This window comes from Sulfuricurvum sp. RIFCSPLOWO2_12_FULL_43_24, from assembly GCF_001829605.1.
Lineage (GTDB): Bacteria > Campylobacterota > Campylobacteria > Campylobacterales > Sulfurimonadaceae > Sulfuricurvum.
Genome location: NZ_MIBT01000023.1, coordinates 1 through 14,439 on the forward strand (window position 1 = coordinate 1; position 14,439 = coordinate 14,439).

The 14,439-nt window shown below is 46.3% G+C and carries 12 protein-coding genes and 1 pseudogene; 7 read left to right on the plus strand and 6 right to left on the minus strand.

Annotation, left to right across the window (positions count from 1 at the left end):
• The 3 genes and pseudogenes from A3G19_RS02280 to A3G19_RS02290 all read right to left on the minus strand — a co-directional run.
• Positions 1 to 125, minus strand: a pseudogene (locus A3G19_RS02280) (ribulose-phosphate 3-epimerase); the annotation flags it as partial.
• A 66-nt stretch (positions 126 to 191) separates the two neighbouring features.
• Positions 192 to 1,586, minus strand: coding sequence for a chemotaxis protein CheX (locus A3G19_RS02285; RefSeq protein ID WP_015652776.1), 1,395 nt, complete (start codon positions 1,584 to 1,586; stop codon positions 192 to 194).
• Entirely contained in the window at positions 1,570 to 2,379 is an 810-nt protein-coding gene (locus A3G19_RS02290) for an HDOD domain-containing protein (protein ID WP_294870374.1), read from the minus strand. Before A3G19_RS02290 ends, A3G19_RS02285 begins: the two co-directional genes overlap by 17 nt.
• Before the next feature lie 153 nt (positions 2,380 to 2,532).
• Between A3G19_RS02290 and rpmB the strand changes: the two genes are divergently transcribed.
• From rpmB to A3G19_RS02315, 5 genes are all read left to right on the plus strand, one after another.
• Positions 2,533 to 2,721 (plus strand): 50S ribosomal protein L28, encoded by a 189-nt coding sequence (rpmB, locus tag A3G19_RS02295; protein WP_015652778.1) that lies wholly within the window; start codon positions 2,533 to 2,535, stop codon positions 2,719 to 2,721.
• 116 nt (positions 2,722 to 2,837) lie between these two features.
• Positions 2,838 to 4,025 carry a bifunctional glutamate N-acetyltransferase/amino-acid acetyltransferase ArgJ gene (argJ, locus tag A3G19_RS02300; RefSeq protein WP_294870376.1) on the plus strand — a complete coding sequence of 396 codons (1,188 nt, stop codon included), beginning with the start codon at positions 2,838 to 2,840 and terminating at the stop codon, positions 4,023 to 4,025.
• 145 nt (positions 4,026 to 4,170) lie between these two features.
• Entirely contained in the window at positions 4,171 to 5,100 is a 930-nt protein-coding gene (locus tag A3G19_RS02305; RefSeq protein ID WP_015652780.1) for a ribose-phosphate pyrophosphokinase, read from the plus strand.
• Entirely contained in the window at positions 5,100 to 6,890 is a 1,791-nt protein-coding gene (gene lepA / locus A3G19_RS02310) for a translation elongation factor 4 (RefSeq protein ID WP_015652781.1), read from the plus strand. Before A3G19_RS02305 ends, lepA begins: the two co-directional genes overlap by 1 nt.
• Before the next feature lie 3 nt (positions 6,891 to 6,893).
• Positions 6,894 to 7,469, plus strand: a complete 576-nt coding sequence (locus tag A3G19_RS02315; protein WP_294870378.1) for a phosphoribosyltransferase family protein — start codon at positions 6,894 to 6,896, stop codon at positions 7,467 to 7,469.
• Here A3G19_RS02315 and A3G19_RS02320 read toward each other — a convergent pair whose 3' ends face one another.
• From A3G19_RS02320 to A3G19_RS02330, 3 genes are read right to left on the minus strand one after another with little or no spacing between them, the layout of a single operon-like run.
• Positions 7,470 to 8,966, minus strand: coding sequence for a SagB/ThcOx family dehydrogenase (locus A3G19_RS02320; RefSeq protein ID WP_294870380.1), 1,497 nt, complete (start codon positions 8,964 to 8,966; stop codon positions 7,470 to 7,472).
• 47 nt (positions 8,967 to 9,013) lie between these two features.
• Entirely contained in the window at positions 9,014 to 10,261 is a 1,248-nt protein-coding gene (locus A3G19_RS02325) for a hypothetical protein (RefSeq protein ID WP_294870382.1), read from the minus strand.
• On the minus strand, positions 10,258 to 11,655 hold the full coding sequence (locus A3G19_RS02330; RefSeq protein WP_294870383.1) for a DASS family sodium-coupled anion symporter: 1,398 nt from the start codon (positions 11,653 to 11,655) through the stop codon (positions 10,258 to 10,260). Before A3G19_RS02330 ends, A3G19_RS02325 begins: the two co-directional genes overlap by 4 nt.
• A gap of 164 nt (positions 11,656 to 11,819) precedes the next feature.
• Between A3G19_RS02330 and A3G19_RS02335 the strand changes: the two genes are divergently transcribed.
• Complete coding sequence (locus A3G19_RS02335) at positions 11,820 to 12,359, plus strand: nucleotide exchange factor GrpE (protein ID WP_015652786.1); 540 nt, start codon at positions 11,820 to 11,822, stop codon at positions 12,357 to 12,359.
• Positions 12,360 to 12,482: 123 nt separating this feature from the next.
• Positions 12,483 to 14,360 (plus strand): molecular chaperone DnaK, encoded by a 1,878-nt coding sequence (gene dnaK, locus A3G19_RS02340; protein WP_015652787.1) that lies wholly within the window; start codon positions 12,483 to 12,485, stop codon positions 14,358 to 14,360.
• Positions 14,361 to 14,439: the final 79 nt, after the last annotated feature.

Sequence of the window (14,439 nt, forward strand, 5' to 3'; positions counted from 1 at the left end):
TTGGGGACAAAGTGTCCATCCATCACATCAACGTGTACCAAGTCACACCCTGCGTCACAAATGGCACGGACATCACGCGCTAAATTACCGAAATCGGCTGAGAGGACACTGGGAGCAACGAGCATAGGATACACCTTGAATAATATTTTCGTTATTTTAGCGAAAAAGATTTTTAGATAGCTTTGACACTTTTATCGTGTCAGGAAAAAGATAAAGTTACTCCCCTCGAAGCTAAGGTTCACTTGAACCCCTTTTTTGTTTTGTGCCATCTCCATAAGGGACGCAACATCGCCGTACGTACGGGGAAGGGTAATATCAACATGCTGCTTTTTCTCCCCTAACAGGGCCTTGGCACGTCCTCCGATGATATTGACGAATTCTGCTAAAGAGTCCAAAATTGCCTCTTCATCTTCGGTTGTTTCCCCGATAAGAAGTTCACACGCTTTTTTGGCGATCTCTTTGGGGAAAACGAGGATGATCATTCCATCCACATCCCCATAGAATCCGATCGAGCTGGCGTACTGATTTGAACTGTTTTGGATGTCGAGGGTTTGAACGTTCATCGACTCTTTGGTAGCCTGAGCGTTGGTCATCATCGCAATGGTTGAAACCGTAGCATCGATAAAATGAGGCAGTTCATTGACCAATGCTTTATTGAGAGTGCGCATTTGTTTCGAGGCTGCTGCGCTGCTTCCGCCGAGTTCTTGGAGCAGTTCTTTGTTTTTAAGAATATCATCCATGTTGTCAAAAAAGATGATACCGGCATCTTCGAGATCGTTTTTAAAACTTTGCGGCGTTTTTTCGAAGGTGAGCCCGACAAAACAGATCGAGGCATTGTATTCAGCTGCGGAGGAGGCAAGTTTGGTGAAAAAGTTCAATGCATGGACATTCATCGAGACCACTTTGTACGCATCAAAGATGAAGAGGCGAAACCCGACATTGAGTGAGTTGTTATGGTAGGCGATGTTAAAGGTATTTCCGATTTCGGCATCAAGAAAGTTGGCAATGGTATAGATGATTGCATTGCCGGTGACACGGGTCGCGATTTTTTGACCGAACAGCCCTAAATAGGTATCTTCGATAATGGCGTAATAGAGGTCAGGATTTTGTTTTTTCTCATCAAACTCTTTTTTGCTTTGGGCAATTACCGGATTGTGTCCGTAATCGAACAGTTCGATGGCCATTGCAGAGCGCTGAGAGGGGTCATCATTGTAAAGAAGGACCGTTTTTGGGTCGCTTTTGTTGGTCGGTGCAAAAAGTTCGGCGATTTTTTCGGTACGAAACAGTGAAAAATTCAGGTTGTTTCCGTAGAACGCTTTGATGGTTTTAAATTTGGCGGAATCGTAATCGCACAAACCGATTGCAATATGCTTTTGGTTACGGATGGCGAGCATGAGTTTAATAAAAACATCCAAGCCGTTTTTGTTGAAAAATATCACTTTTTTAAGGGAGACAAGAAGCATATCGACGTTGAGAGCTTCGGTTGCTTTGATATCATCAATACTTAAAAAAGAGGGGGCATTGTTGCCATCCAAAAAACCTTGCGGATTGAAGATGGCGACTCTCCCTTTAACGGTTGCTCTCATCGTACTCCACCACCTGCATAAAAGATTCATAAATATCTTGGACGAACTCGATTTGGAAATCGATAAACTCGTTTAATCCGCCTTCCACATAGCTGCTTTGGCTCAGTTCATAAAAGAGCAATAAATGGATCCACTGGGCCAAAATTTTCTCGTTGGGTGCCACCTCTTTATCCAAGCCCGATGCGGCATGAACAATTCGACTGATGGTGGGAGACATTTCCCATTTTTCAGCGATAATGGTGCATATATCAAATAATGATTGTTTGCACAAACGGTAGAGAATGGTATTGTAATCCAGCGCTTTGACACTGCGCAGCTGTTGCACTTCGCTCTTATGATCTCCAAAGAGTGCGTCACACACGATGATACTGGCGGGTAAAAGGGTAATAGCGCTTTCGGTATCATGGTTTAAAAGATTAAGATGGCGAAGAATTTTTTCCCATTTTCGACTCAGAGAAGCCTGTAAATCATAGAATGCATTGTTGTTGAGCGTAAAGAGCTTCCACTCTTTCGGAGCCAAAAGGGTTAGGAGGTAATGGTACATAATTTGTTGTGTTGTCGAGGTACCTAAAATTCCAAAAATTTGGGCTACGTCGTGTACTTCATTTCGAAACCCGTAGATGGGGCGGTTAATGAGTGTTTTAAGGTAGAGCTTGAGAGCCGGATCCCCTTCGGCACATTTGGCGGCTTTGGTCAGATCACCGACTCGGACAAATTCGAGAGTTTGTTTGACAATGGCAGGCGTCGGCGGAATATTTTGGATGTAAAGCGATATTTGTTCTTGTGTGATCACGGGCTCACAGTTCCAATCGATTATTAATGTGGACTAATTGTAATGGCGTATTGATTAAAGAAGCCTTTAGTAAAATTTAAACCATTACTTAAGGTAAACTTTGGGTTGCATGAGATAAAATTCGCAACCTAAATTTACGCAAGGAGCCCCAACATGGCAAGAAAATGTGCTATTAGTGGTAAAGGCCCAATGAGCGGGAACAACGTTTCTCACGCGAAAAACAGAACAAAACGTCGTTTTTTACCAAATCTTCGTACTGTTCGTGTAACACTTGAAGACGGTACTACGAAAAAACTTCGTATCGCTGCTTCTGAGCTTCGTACCCTTAAAAAAGATTCGTAATCTCTCGCGTGGTCCCCACGCTTTTCCGGGAGATTCCTCCCTTCTTTCCCCTTTACTTTTTTTGTAATCAAAAACTCTCTATAATTTGACACTTGTTTTTCCAGGAGAATTTTTTTATGTATACTCTTAACCCTATTGATGGCGGTGTATGTGCTGCAAACGGCTTTTTCGCCGATGGGATTCATATCGGACTCAAAAAAGAGGGTGCTAAGGATTTAGCATTCATCTATTCTGAGAAACCGTGTACTATCGCTTCGGTCTTTACCACCAATAAAATGACGGCGGCACCGATACGCCATTTTCGTGCGCAGGGGGAATTTGAAGGAAATTTTGTCCTCATCAATTCCAAAAATGCGAACGCGATGACGGGACGGGCAGGGATCGATGATATCGATGAGGTCTTGAACGCACTCAAAGCAAAATTTCCTCAGATTCAAAATCCGGTAATGAGTTCGACCGGAGTCATCGGGGTACGTCTGCCGAAAGCCAAGATCATCGAAGGTGCTATGAATTTTGATCTCTCCCGCCGTGAGGGGATCAACGCTTCCGAAGCGATTATGACGACCGATACGTTTGCAAAGCGAATTGCGTATGAAGTAGTCCTTGAAAATGGAGAATCGTTTCGCCTCGGTGCCATGGCCAAGGGTGCAGGGATGATTAATCCGGCGATGGCGACCATGCTCTGTTTTATCACAACCGATGCGGCAGTTGATAAGGTAACCATGCAAAGCATCCTCGATGAGTGTGTTCATACGACGTTTAACGCGGCAAGTGTTGATGGTGATACCTCGACAAACGATACCGTTTTAGTGATGGCGAACGGACAAAGCGGAGCGTTTCATGCGGCGGCTTTTAAAGAGGCGCTAGAGTCTATCATGCTCTTTTTGGCGAAAGAGATGGTACGTGACGGTGAAGGGGCGACCAAGCTGGTGACCTATCAGGTGAGCGGAGCGATCAACCATAAAGAGGCGGAGATTGCGGCGAAAGCGCTCAGTAATTCGCTTCTCGTCAAAACGGCACTTTTCGGACAAGACCCCAACTGGGGGCGTATCGCTTCGACCGTCGGGGCAAGCGGTATCATGTGTGACGAAGCATTTTTGAGCATTTGGTTTGACGATGTATGTGTTTACAAAAAAGGGGAGCTTCTGTTCGATGAACAACTCGAGCCTTTTGCCGCTGCGATTATGCAAAAATCGGCCTTTACGATCCATTGTGACATCGGACTTCAAGACGGTGAGTTTACCGCTTACGGGTGTGATTTGGGTCACGAATACGTTAAAATCAATGCCGATTATCGCACGTAATCATAAGTTCGGTTTCTTGTCATCCTGAACTTGATTCAGGATCTCAGATTCCGTATCAAGTACGGAATGACAGGCGTATCGTATTATCTCACCCTAAGTCTCCTCTTGCTATAATCGCGATAATTTATGCTCAAGAGGAAGACTAATGCGCGGATATAAAATTTTCAGCGGTTCAGCGTGTACCGAGTTTGCAGCGGAAGTGTGCAGAACCCTTGATGTTCCCCTCTCCAAAGCTTCAGTAAAACGTTTCAGTGACGGAGAAATCAACGTTCAAATCTCAGAGAGTGTTCGCGGACGTGATGTATTTATCGTCCAATCTACCGGTGCTCCCTCTAATGACAACTTGATGGAACTCCTCATTATGACCGATGCATTACGCCGTTCATCTGCCAACTCTATTACAGCAGTTGTTCCCTATTTCGGATACGCACGACAAGATCGCAAAGCGGCTCCTCGTGTTCCGATTACGGCTAAACTCGTTGCCGATATGTTCGAAACTGCGGGAATTGACCGTGTGGTTACGATCGATTTGCATGCGGGTCAAATCCAAGGCTTCTTTGATATTCCGGTAGACAACCTCTATGGGGCTATTATTTTTGAAGAGTATATTCGCTCTAAAAATCTTCCGAACCCTGTTATCGCATCACCGGATATCGGCGGAGTGGCACGTGCTCGATATTTTGCTGAAAAATTGGGTCTGGATATGGTTATCGTCGATAAACGCCGTGAAAAAGCGAATGAAAGCGAAGTCATGAACATCATCGGTGACGTTGCCGGTAAAGATATCATCATTATCGATGATATGGTCGATACCGCAGGAACGATGGTCAAAGCGGCAGCAGCCCTCAAAAATCGTGGAGCGACCTCGGTTATGGCCTGTGCTACCCACGGTGTCCTCAGCGGAAAAGCGTATGACAATCTCAATAACGGTGAACTCGATGAACTGGTAATCTCCAATACGTTGGTATTAAGCGGTCAAAGTGACAAGATCAAAGTGTTGAGTGTCGCTCCGTTATTTGCTGAAGTCATTCGCCGTGTCTATCACAACGAGAGCGTTAACTCGCTATTTAGTTAATGAATAATATTCGCAATTTCTCTATCATCGCCCATATCGATCATGGGAAAAGTACACTGGCTGACCGTATCATCCAAGAATGCGGTGCAGTAAGTGACCGTGAACTCTCCAAGCAGATGATGGATACGATGGATATCGAGCAAGAGCGCGGGATCACGATCAAAGCGCAAAGTGTCCGTCTCGATTATGTCAAAGACGGCCAGCACTATATCCTCAATCTGATCGACACTCCGGGCCACGTTGATTTCAGCTATGAAGTCAGTAAGTCGCTCGCATCCAGTGACGGTGCATTGCTCATCGTCGATGCGGCTCAAGGGGTCGAGGCACAAACCATCGCGAATGTCTATATGGCGATGGAAAACAACCTCACCCTCATCCCCGTTATCAATAAAATCGATCTTCCCGCCGCTGAACCGGAACGGGTTGCCGAAGAGATCGAAACAACCATCGGAATCGATGCAACCGATGCGATCATGATTTCGGCCAAAACGGGTGTGGGTATCCGCACCCTCATCGATGCAATCGTCGATCGTATTCCCGCTCCTGTGGGTGATCCGAGCGCTACGACCAAGGCGATTATTTACGATTCGTGGTTTGACTCCTACCAAGGGGCGATGGCACTGGTTCGTGTGTTTGACGGTGAGATCAAGATGGGGCAGATGATTAAACTGATGCACAACGATGAAAATCATCAAGTGCTGGAACTGATGTATCCTCATCCCCTTCGTCGTCAAAAAACCCAAAGCATTAAAGCCGGAGAGATCGGGATTGTGATCTTGGGGGTTAAAGAGGTGGGGAGTATTCGAGTCGGTGACACGATTACCGATGCTCGCAACCCTACGAAAGAGCCGGTAGGTGAATACGCTCCTGCAAAACCGTTCGTTTTTGCGGGGCTTTATCCGATTGATACCGATGAGTTTGAAGCGGTGCGTGATGCGCTCGATAAGCTAAAACTCAATGACAGCTCACTCAGTTATGAGCCGGAAACTTCTATCGCACTCGGATTTGGTTTTCGTGTCGGGTTTTTGGGGATGCTTCACATGGAGGTGGTCAAAGAGCGGTTGGAGAGAGAGTTTAATCTCGATTTGATCGCTACCGCTCCATCAGTCGTCTACAAAGTCTATAAGACGGATGGAACGATGGTAGAAGTTCAAAACCCGAGCGAATTGCCCGAACCGCAAAACATCGATAAAATAGAAGAGCCGTATGTTCGTGCGACGGTGATTGTTCCGACCGATTATTTGGGGAATGTGATTACCCTTTTGACCAACAAACGGGGAATGCAAGAGAAGATGGAGTATCTCAACGAGACGCGTGTTATGCTCATCTATGTTATGCCGATGAATGAGATCGTCGTCGATTTTTACGATAAACTCAAATCAACCTCGAAAGGGTATGCAAGTTTCGATTACGATCCGATCGAATTTCGTCAGGGAGATTTGGTCAAACTTGATGTACGTGTTGCGGGAGATGTCGTCGATGCACTTAGCGTTATCGTCCCTCGCAGCAGTTCGGAATCACGCGGCCGTGCACTCGTGACCAACATGAAAGAGATAGTCCCTCGTCAGCTTTTTGAAGTGGCAATCCAAGCCTCTATCGGAAACCGGGTTATTGCTCGCGAAACGGTTAAATCGATGGGTAAAAACGTTACCGCCAAATGTTACGGAGGGGATATCTCCCGTAAACGCAAACTCCTCGATAAACAAAAAGAGGGTAAAAAACGGATGAAAGCAATCGGGAAAGTTCAGCTTCCCCAAGAGGCGTTTATGTCCGTCCTCAAAATGGACTAACCCATGCGTTGCATGATGTGTGAGCGATTCAGTCTCTCGCACATCTGCCCCGCATGTCAAGATTCACTGCTTATTCCGACACTCCACAAACGCAAAATTATGGGTTCCATCCCTGTCTATTCATTTTTCCCTTACAACGATATCGAGCCTCTGTTGCTGAGTAAACATACCGATGTCGGATACTATATTTATACCATTTTAGCCAAACGATCGCTGGCGGCTTTTGCGCACGAGTGGCAGTATGAGCGTCGCGTCGCTTCTATCGGAATCGATGATCATGCTAGCAGCGGCTATTCTCACACAGCGGTATTGAACCGTGCATTGAACGCTTCAAATATCACCCCTCGCTATGGAAAACTGCGTGCTACAAACGCTCATAAGTATGCCGGTAAAAGTGTCGAAGAACGTCTCATGAACCCTCGGCAGTTTCACTATAAACCGTTTGCCGAAAATGAGGTAATTTTGGTCGATGATATTGTGACAACGGGGACAACGCTGAGTGAAGCCTCCGAAGTACTTCACGCTCAGGGAAAGAAGGTGATCCTTTGTCTTACCCTCACCGATGCGGAGAATAAGTAGTTAATACGGTTTGAGTGTCGTGATCCGTGTATCGACGATAGCACGACCGATCGTGAAATGGTAAAGTGACTGATACTGTTGATCCCTTAACCCCAGAAGGGCGTGAAACTCATCGTCCAAAAAGCATCCGATTCCTGTAGCGCTTAATCCCAATGACGTTGCTTCGAGGTAGAGCATTTGACCGATGGCACCGCATTGATGGTAGAGATTTTTATATCCGATGGCACCGTGCGTTTCAAGTGAGCTTGAAAAGTTACAAAGCATTCCGAAACTAAACGCCCCCTCTTTGGCAATCTCTTGGTTGCACGAGACCATTTGTGCGGCACCGCGAAAGTCACCGCTTCGGAGGAGATAAAGTCCCTTTCCGAGATCTTTCCAACTAAAATTTTCATCCATGGCATGTTTGAGCGTTTCAAGATCATCCGAGGTACGGAGATAAGTGTACAAGCCCTTTTCTAGACCCTCTACCCGATGTACAAAGAGGATGAAATGGACATCACTCGCATGGGTGCAAAAAAGGGAGGCATTCAAAAGGGTACGAAATTGCTCCAATGTAATGCCGCTCCCGTCCATCATCTGTGCACTACGCCGTTTGAGGACAACATCGATAGCGCTTTTGGAGGGGTTTGGAACATCACGTGTTGGATGAAGCGGAGGGGGGAGCGGATAAATTCCTTGAGTCGCCTTCTCTATCCTCTCTAAAATCGGCCATTCATGGTGCGCCGGACTCAGGGTATTTGCCCTATAGGGGAGAGACGGTGTGATCGGAAGGGTCGAAGTGTTTGATTTTCCGATGCGTATCAGCATATCAGGGCTCTCGATCTCATGCGGATGAAAGCGGTGATATTGATCCAATCCGCATAAATGTCCAATCTCTTCGGTATCTGAAGGGAGTATCTCGCATTCCCATCCCAGCATCCTGCCTGCAATTTTGATCGATTGGTACGCATGTCCCGCATCGAGCTGGCAGTAGCGCCAGCACCGTTCGCCGTATTTCCACTCTTCACGCCAAATTACCGAGCTCAGAGCGATCAGGAAGCTCCCCTCTTTTAACGTTTCATCATACGTATGAAGTAATTCAAGTGCATGTTCACGAGGAGCATAGTGGGAGAGAGTTGAACCCTCACTGAGCCCTTTGATGGCAGGTGCGATAATATAGCACTCAGTGGGCTGGAGATTACCGCTGCTTGCATTACAGCGTAGGGCCCATGAAGACCCTCCATGACTTTTGATCGCGGCAAGTCCCAGTGAGTAGCGTAGGAGCATGGAGAGCGATTCGATACACAAAGGTGCTATTGGCAGAGCATCTTTTTGAAACAGAAGATGATAGGGTGGTGTTACCTCAGAATGTATGAGGGAGATCAACGGTGCGCCATGATAGCGTCGATAGGGGTCGGGCTGGGTTGCCCAGTCCATATATCCCAAACTTGCGGCATATGCGTGAGGACGATGTTTGGTACGATCGTGGTACTCAAGTACGGAAGAAATATTTTTCATAGCGGGATTGTCGAACATAAGGGGTAAATTTACCCTTTGCGTTCTTTCTAGCGTAGAGTTTTTAAAAGTTCTCGAAGCATTTGATCATGCGCGGTGGTATTATCGATATCCATGCGGTTGAGATCCGATTTGAATGAAGCCCGGTAATGAACCCCTTTTTCAGAGATATCGGCATTAACATCGGCATCAAAATGGATGAGGGGCTGGGTGATGCGGTAGTGTTGTTGTAAGATATCTGGAATAGTGGAACCTTTACGAATGGTTGTTTGGAGCGTTCCGGCGGTGGCATTTAACTCTGCGTAAGCCGATATTTGACCTGTGATGGGTGAAGGAAGGGCAAAAAGCTCAAAGGTTTGTTGTGCATCAGCGTTTCGGAGATCCAATAGGATCGAGGAAGGTTCCAAATCAGGGATAATAACGGTGAATTTTGTGTTGCTTCGGGCAACATCCGAAGAAGCTTTGAATTTTAGCAGCGTTTTATCCCCGCTCAAAGTTCCTTGTGCGCTAAGCGCTCCGGCTAAGGGGAGACCGACAAATTGTTCCAAAATTCCGGCATGTTCCAAAGAAGCATCAAGGGCAACATTGACATCGAACGGTTTGATTTGACCGAATTTATCGGCCAACAAAGATTTGAGATTAAAGGTGCTGTTGACATCTTCATGGATCGGTGTGGGGGAAAATCGTTTGGTTTGGGTGCTGAGGTAGATTGTTCCCATCACATCACGACGATCAAGTCCTCTCAAATCAACGGTACCGCTCAGTTGTGTATCGGTATCGGAAGGGTACTCCAGATAATGCATCATAGGCTCATAATCGATCTGATCGATTATGAGATCGAGCTGTGATAGATGAAAGCGATGCAACTCGATTTTGTAAAGGATATCCCCTCCGAATATCGTGGCATTTCCCCGAATATTAAATGCGCCAATCCCTCCGCTAAACGCTCCAACGGTTTTAAAAGGGACACGCATAGGATTCATCCCATCTGCTCTAAAACATTCCAATCGATAATGGGCGTACAGACGCAGAGTTAGAAGCGAAAACCCTCCTTGCGTTGAGAGGGTATTACCGAAATCATCTTGTGCTATCATATGAAAGCGATTGTGGCGCAGGGTAAATTCCTGTACGTTCATTGGTGTTGAGAACCCTGAACTCAAAGCTTTCTCAACAATAGGGCTCATCAGACGGTTACCCCATAGGGAAAATAAAATGAGATAGAGAACCGCAATGAAGGCGATAAATGCCAGAAGCACTTTCGCAGTTTTAGTTCGTCGGAATCGATGAAGCATATTCATGAGATGGCCAATATCCACGGTGTGCCGATGATGAGGAATATCATCAGATTAAGCAGGGTGATGGCTCCGCCGTATAGGTAAATCTCTCGGGGCTGGATGTATCCTGAACTGAGATAGATTGCATTGCACGAAGAGCCCTGCGGTGTGATTGTAGCGTTAAAGTTGGTAGCAAAGAGCAGCATCATCGCCATTAATTCACCCGGGACTCCGGCACTGACACCGATGGAGAGAAAAATACCAAACAGGGCTAACAGATGCGCACTTTGAGAGACGAAGAGGTAATGGATCAAGACATAGATGACGATGAGCAGCAGGTAAACGCTGACCCATGAGAGGCCAGAGAGATAGAGGGTAAAATGTTCAGCAACGGCGCGCATGAACCCCTGTTCAGCGAGTTGGGTCGAAAGGGCAAACAAAATGGCAAACCAAATGAGGGTGCTGAGCGCTTCACCCTGCGCTTTGAAATCTTCGATTCCAAACACCCGTGTTGCCATGAGTATCCCTAATCCTCCGAAGGCAACGGCGGTTTTATCGATCGGAAACATTCCTGAGAGAGACCAGAGGATCAACATCCCTAAAAAGACGCTTCCGGTAATCCACTCATTGCGGCTGATTCGCCCCATGGCACTGAGCGCATCTTTCGCTATTTGAGGTGCATCTGGGGTGTCGCGAAGCTCAGGAGGATAGATTTTAAAGAGAACCCACGGTATTGCGATGAACGCGATAATGGTAGGGAGGAGGGCATAAAGGAGCCATGAGAGGAAGGTGATATGTATTCCCATGGTTTCGGCGATTCCGACACCGATCGGATTCACCGCCATTGCGGTGAGCCACAGTCCTGATGAGATCGTAAGACCTGCCATCGAAGTCATCATCAGGTAGCTTCCTGCCCGTCTATGGGTATTGTCTCCTACTTTCGAACCACAGTCGTGGGCAAGACCGTAGATGATCGGATAGAGTACTCCTGAGCGGGCCGTGTTGCTCGGAAATGCAGGGGCGATCAGGATATCGGTGGCGATAACACTGTATCCCAGTCCCAATGTTGAATGGCCGAATCGGCGGATAATATGAAGGGATAGCCGCTTCCCGAGACCTGATTTGTGGACGGCGTGAGAGACCAAAAAAGCTGCAACGATGAGGAGAATAAAGCTCTCTGAAAATCCGGCATAGGCTTTTGCGGGTTCGATTACTCCGGCCAGGACACTGACGGCCAGGGCAATAATGGAAGCCGCGATGATAGGGAGGAGGTTAAAAAGAATGGCGGCGATGGTAGTGATAAAAATAGTAAAGAGGTACCAGACATTAGGACTCATCGCGAGTGGCGGCGGAGTAAACCATAGTATGAGTGCGAAAAAGATTAAAGCAAACAGCGGTATAAACCGTGTGATAGACATAAGGGCTCTTTTTTTAGCTCTATTATAGCATTTTAGGGAAGTTTTTATAGTTGATATATATAGACTCAACTATTTTGCATAAAAAAATTCACATACCTCTTGACAACACTTGACTCAATGCATTATAATAACGTCAGATTTCAACAAAGGAGTCTTTAGAAATCATGTCAACAGAAGTAAATGAAGAAGCGATCAGCGAAGAACAAGTTACCCTTCCAGAAGGTGAAGAAGTTATTGCTGAGAGCATGAATGAATTAGAAACTATACAAGCCGAACTGGCGTCGTTTAAAGACAAGTACGCCCGCGTACATGCCGATTTCGACAATATCAAAAAACGTCTTGAGCGTGAGAAATATCAAGCGCTTGAGTACGCAAATGAGAAATTTGCCAAAGATTTAATTCCGGTAGTTGATTCGCTTTCAATGGCGATCGGTGCTACTGCGATTGAAGCGGATGCAAACGTCTTACTTGATAAACTCAAAGAAGGTGTTGAGTTGACAATGAAGCAATTGCTCAGTGTCCTCGAAAAACACGGAGTCACTCCTGTGGATGAGTCTGAGCCGTTTAATCCGGATATTCATAACGCCGTACAGCGTGTGGACAGTCCCGATCATGAAAGCGGTGAAATCGTAAACACTTTCCAAAAAGGGTTTCGATACAAAGAGCGCACTCTAAGAGATGCGATGGTCGTAATAGCCAATTGATTTGAACGGCCATCGGAGCAAAGCCCCGATAGCCTACGCTGGGCGCTAAGCCACTAAAGCACACCGATGCTTCCGGCATCGGCGTCAAAAAAAGAAAAAACGAATTTAAAAAAAGGAAATAAAATGTCAAAAGTTATTGGTATCGATTTAGGAACAACAAACTCATGTGTCGCTGTCTATGAAGGCGGCGAAGCAAAAGTTATCCCGAATAAAGAGGGAAAAAATACGACTCCGTCCGTTGTAGCGTTCACGGATAAAGGTGAAATCCTCGTAGGTGATCCGGCGAAACGTCAAGCGATCACAAATCCGGATAAAACGATCTACTCGGTTAAACGTATCATGGGTCTCATGATGAACGAAGAAAAAGCGAAAGAGGCGCACGACAAAGTTACCTATAAAATCGTCGATAAAAACGGTATGGCGGCAGTGGATGTTGCGGGTAAAATTTATACGCCTCAAGAGATCTCGGCAAAAATTCTTTCAAAATTGAAAGCGGATGCTGAGTCATACCTCGGACAAGCGGTTAGCGATGCGGTTATCACCGTTCCTGCGTACTTCAATGATGCACAGCGTAAAGCGACCAAAGAAGCGGGAACGATCGCAGGTCTTAACGTTCTTCGTATCATCAATGAGCCGACGGCATCTGCTTTGGCATACGGTTTGGATTCAAAAGGGGATGAAAAAGTTCTCGTTTACGATCTAGGGGGCGGAACATTTGACGTTACGGTTCTTGAAATCAGCGAGGGAACTTTTGAAGTTCTCTCAACCGATGGAAACGCGTTCCTTGGTGGAGATGACTTCGATAATAAAATCGTTGATTTCCTCGCAAACGAGTTTAAATCGGATCACGGTATCGATCTCAAAGCGGACAAGATGGCGCTTCAACGTCTTAAAGATGCGGCTGAAAATGCAAAAAAAGAGCTCTCTTCTGCGGAAGAGACTGAGATTAATCTTCCGTTTATCACGGCAGATGCAACCGGTCCGAAACACTTAGTCGTCAAACTCACTCGTGCGAAATTCGAGGGGATGATCGATACACTCGTAAAAGAGACGATCTCTCATATCAAAACTGCGATGAAAGATGCAGGGATGAGCAATAACGAGATCAACGAAGTTATCATGGTTGGTGGATCAACGCGTCTTCCAATCGCTCAAAAAATGGTATCCGATGAGTTCGGCGGTAAAACGTTGAACAAAGGGGTAAATCCGGATGAAGTAGTCGCTGCGGGTGCTGCGATCCAAGGTGGAGTTCTACGCGGAGACGTTAAAGATGTACTTCTTCTCGACGTTACACCACTTAGCCTCGGGATCGAAACACTCGGCGGTGTTATGACAAAAATCATCGAAAAAGGGACCACTATTCCGGTTAAAAAATCGCAAGTGTTCTCAACTGCAGAAGACAACCAGCCAGCGGTTTCTATCTCAGTCGGTCAAGGTGAACGTGAGTTTGCCCGCGATAACAAATCTCTTGGACTCTTCGAGCTTACCGGTATCCCTGCGGCACCTCGCGGTGTACCTCAAATCGAAGTAACGTTTGATATCGACGCGAACGGTATTTTGACTGTTAGCTCGACGGATAAAGGGACAGGCAAATCTCAGTCCATCACGATTTCCGGAAGTTCAGGACTCAGTGAAGAAGAGATCAATAAAATGGTTCAAGACGCGGAGAGCCACAAAGCCGAAGATGCGAAACGCAAAGAGATCGTAGACCTTCGCAACCAAGCCGATGCGTTGGCAAGCCAAACCGAAAAATCTCTCAAAGAGATGGAAGATAAAATTGACGCAAGTGAAAAAGCGGCAATCGAAACGGCTCTTGAAGAACTTAAAGCGGTACTTAAAAATACCGATGCGTCTAAAGAAGAGATCGAAGCGGCTACCAAAAAATTGGCAGACGCGAGCCACAAAATGGCAGAGCAAATGTACAAACAAAACGAAGGGGGCGAAGCAGCCTCTTCATCTGCGAAAAAAGATGACGACGTCATCGACGCTGAAATCGAGTAAGTTTTTCTTTCCCGTTCGCCCTGAGCTCGAGGAAACATCGCTACGCGAGCGGTACCCTTGTTTTGTCGAAGGGTGTTTT

Bases quoted from the DNA above. Each gene is read 5' to 3' on its own strand.
- A3G19_RS02315 (WP_294870378.1), top strand. From the start codon at position 6,894: ATGCGTTGCATGATGTGTGAGCGATTCAGTCTCTCGCACATCTGCCCC.
- rpmB (WP_015652778.1), top strand. From the start codon at position 2,533: ATGGCAAGAAAATGTGCTATTAGTGGTAAAGGCCCAATGAGCGGGAAC.
- dnaK (WP_015652787.1), top strand. From the start codon at position 12,483: ATGTCAAAAGTTATTGGTATCGATTTAGGAACAACAAACTCATGTGTC.
- lepA (WP_015652781.1), top strand. From the start codon at position 5,100: ATGAATAATATTCGCAATTTCTCTATCATCGCCCATATCGATCATGGG.
- A3G19_RS02325 (WP_294870382.1), bottom strand. From the start codon at position 10,261: ATGAATATGCTTCATCGATTCCGACGAACTAAAACTGCGAAAGTGCTT.
- argJ (WP_294870376.1), top strand. From the start codon at position 2,838: ATGTATACTCTTAACCCTATTGATGGCGGTGTATGTGCTGCAAACGGC.
- A3G19_RS02285 (WP_015652776.1), bottom strand. From the start codon at position 1,586: ATGAGAGCAACCGTTAAAGGGAGAGTCGCCATCTTCAATCCGCAAGGT.
- A3G19_RS02330 (WP_294870383.1), bottom strand. From the start codon at position 11,655: ATGTCTATCACACGGTTTATACCGCTGTTTGCTTTAATCTTTTTCGCA.
- A3G19_RS02335 (WP_015652786.1), top strand. From the start codon at position 11,820: ATGTCAACAGAAGTAAATGAAGAAGCGATCAGCGAAGAACAAGTTACC.
- A3G19_RS02320 (WP_294870380.1), bottom strand. From the start codon at position 8,966: ATGAAAAATATTTCTTCCGTACTTGAGTACCACGATCGTACCAAACAT.
- A3G19_RS02305 (WP_015652780.1), top strand. From the start codon at position 4,171: ATGCGCGGATATAAAATTTTCAGCGGTTCAGCGTGTACCGAGTTTGCA.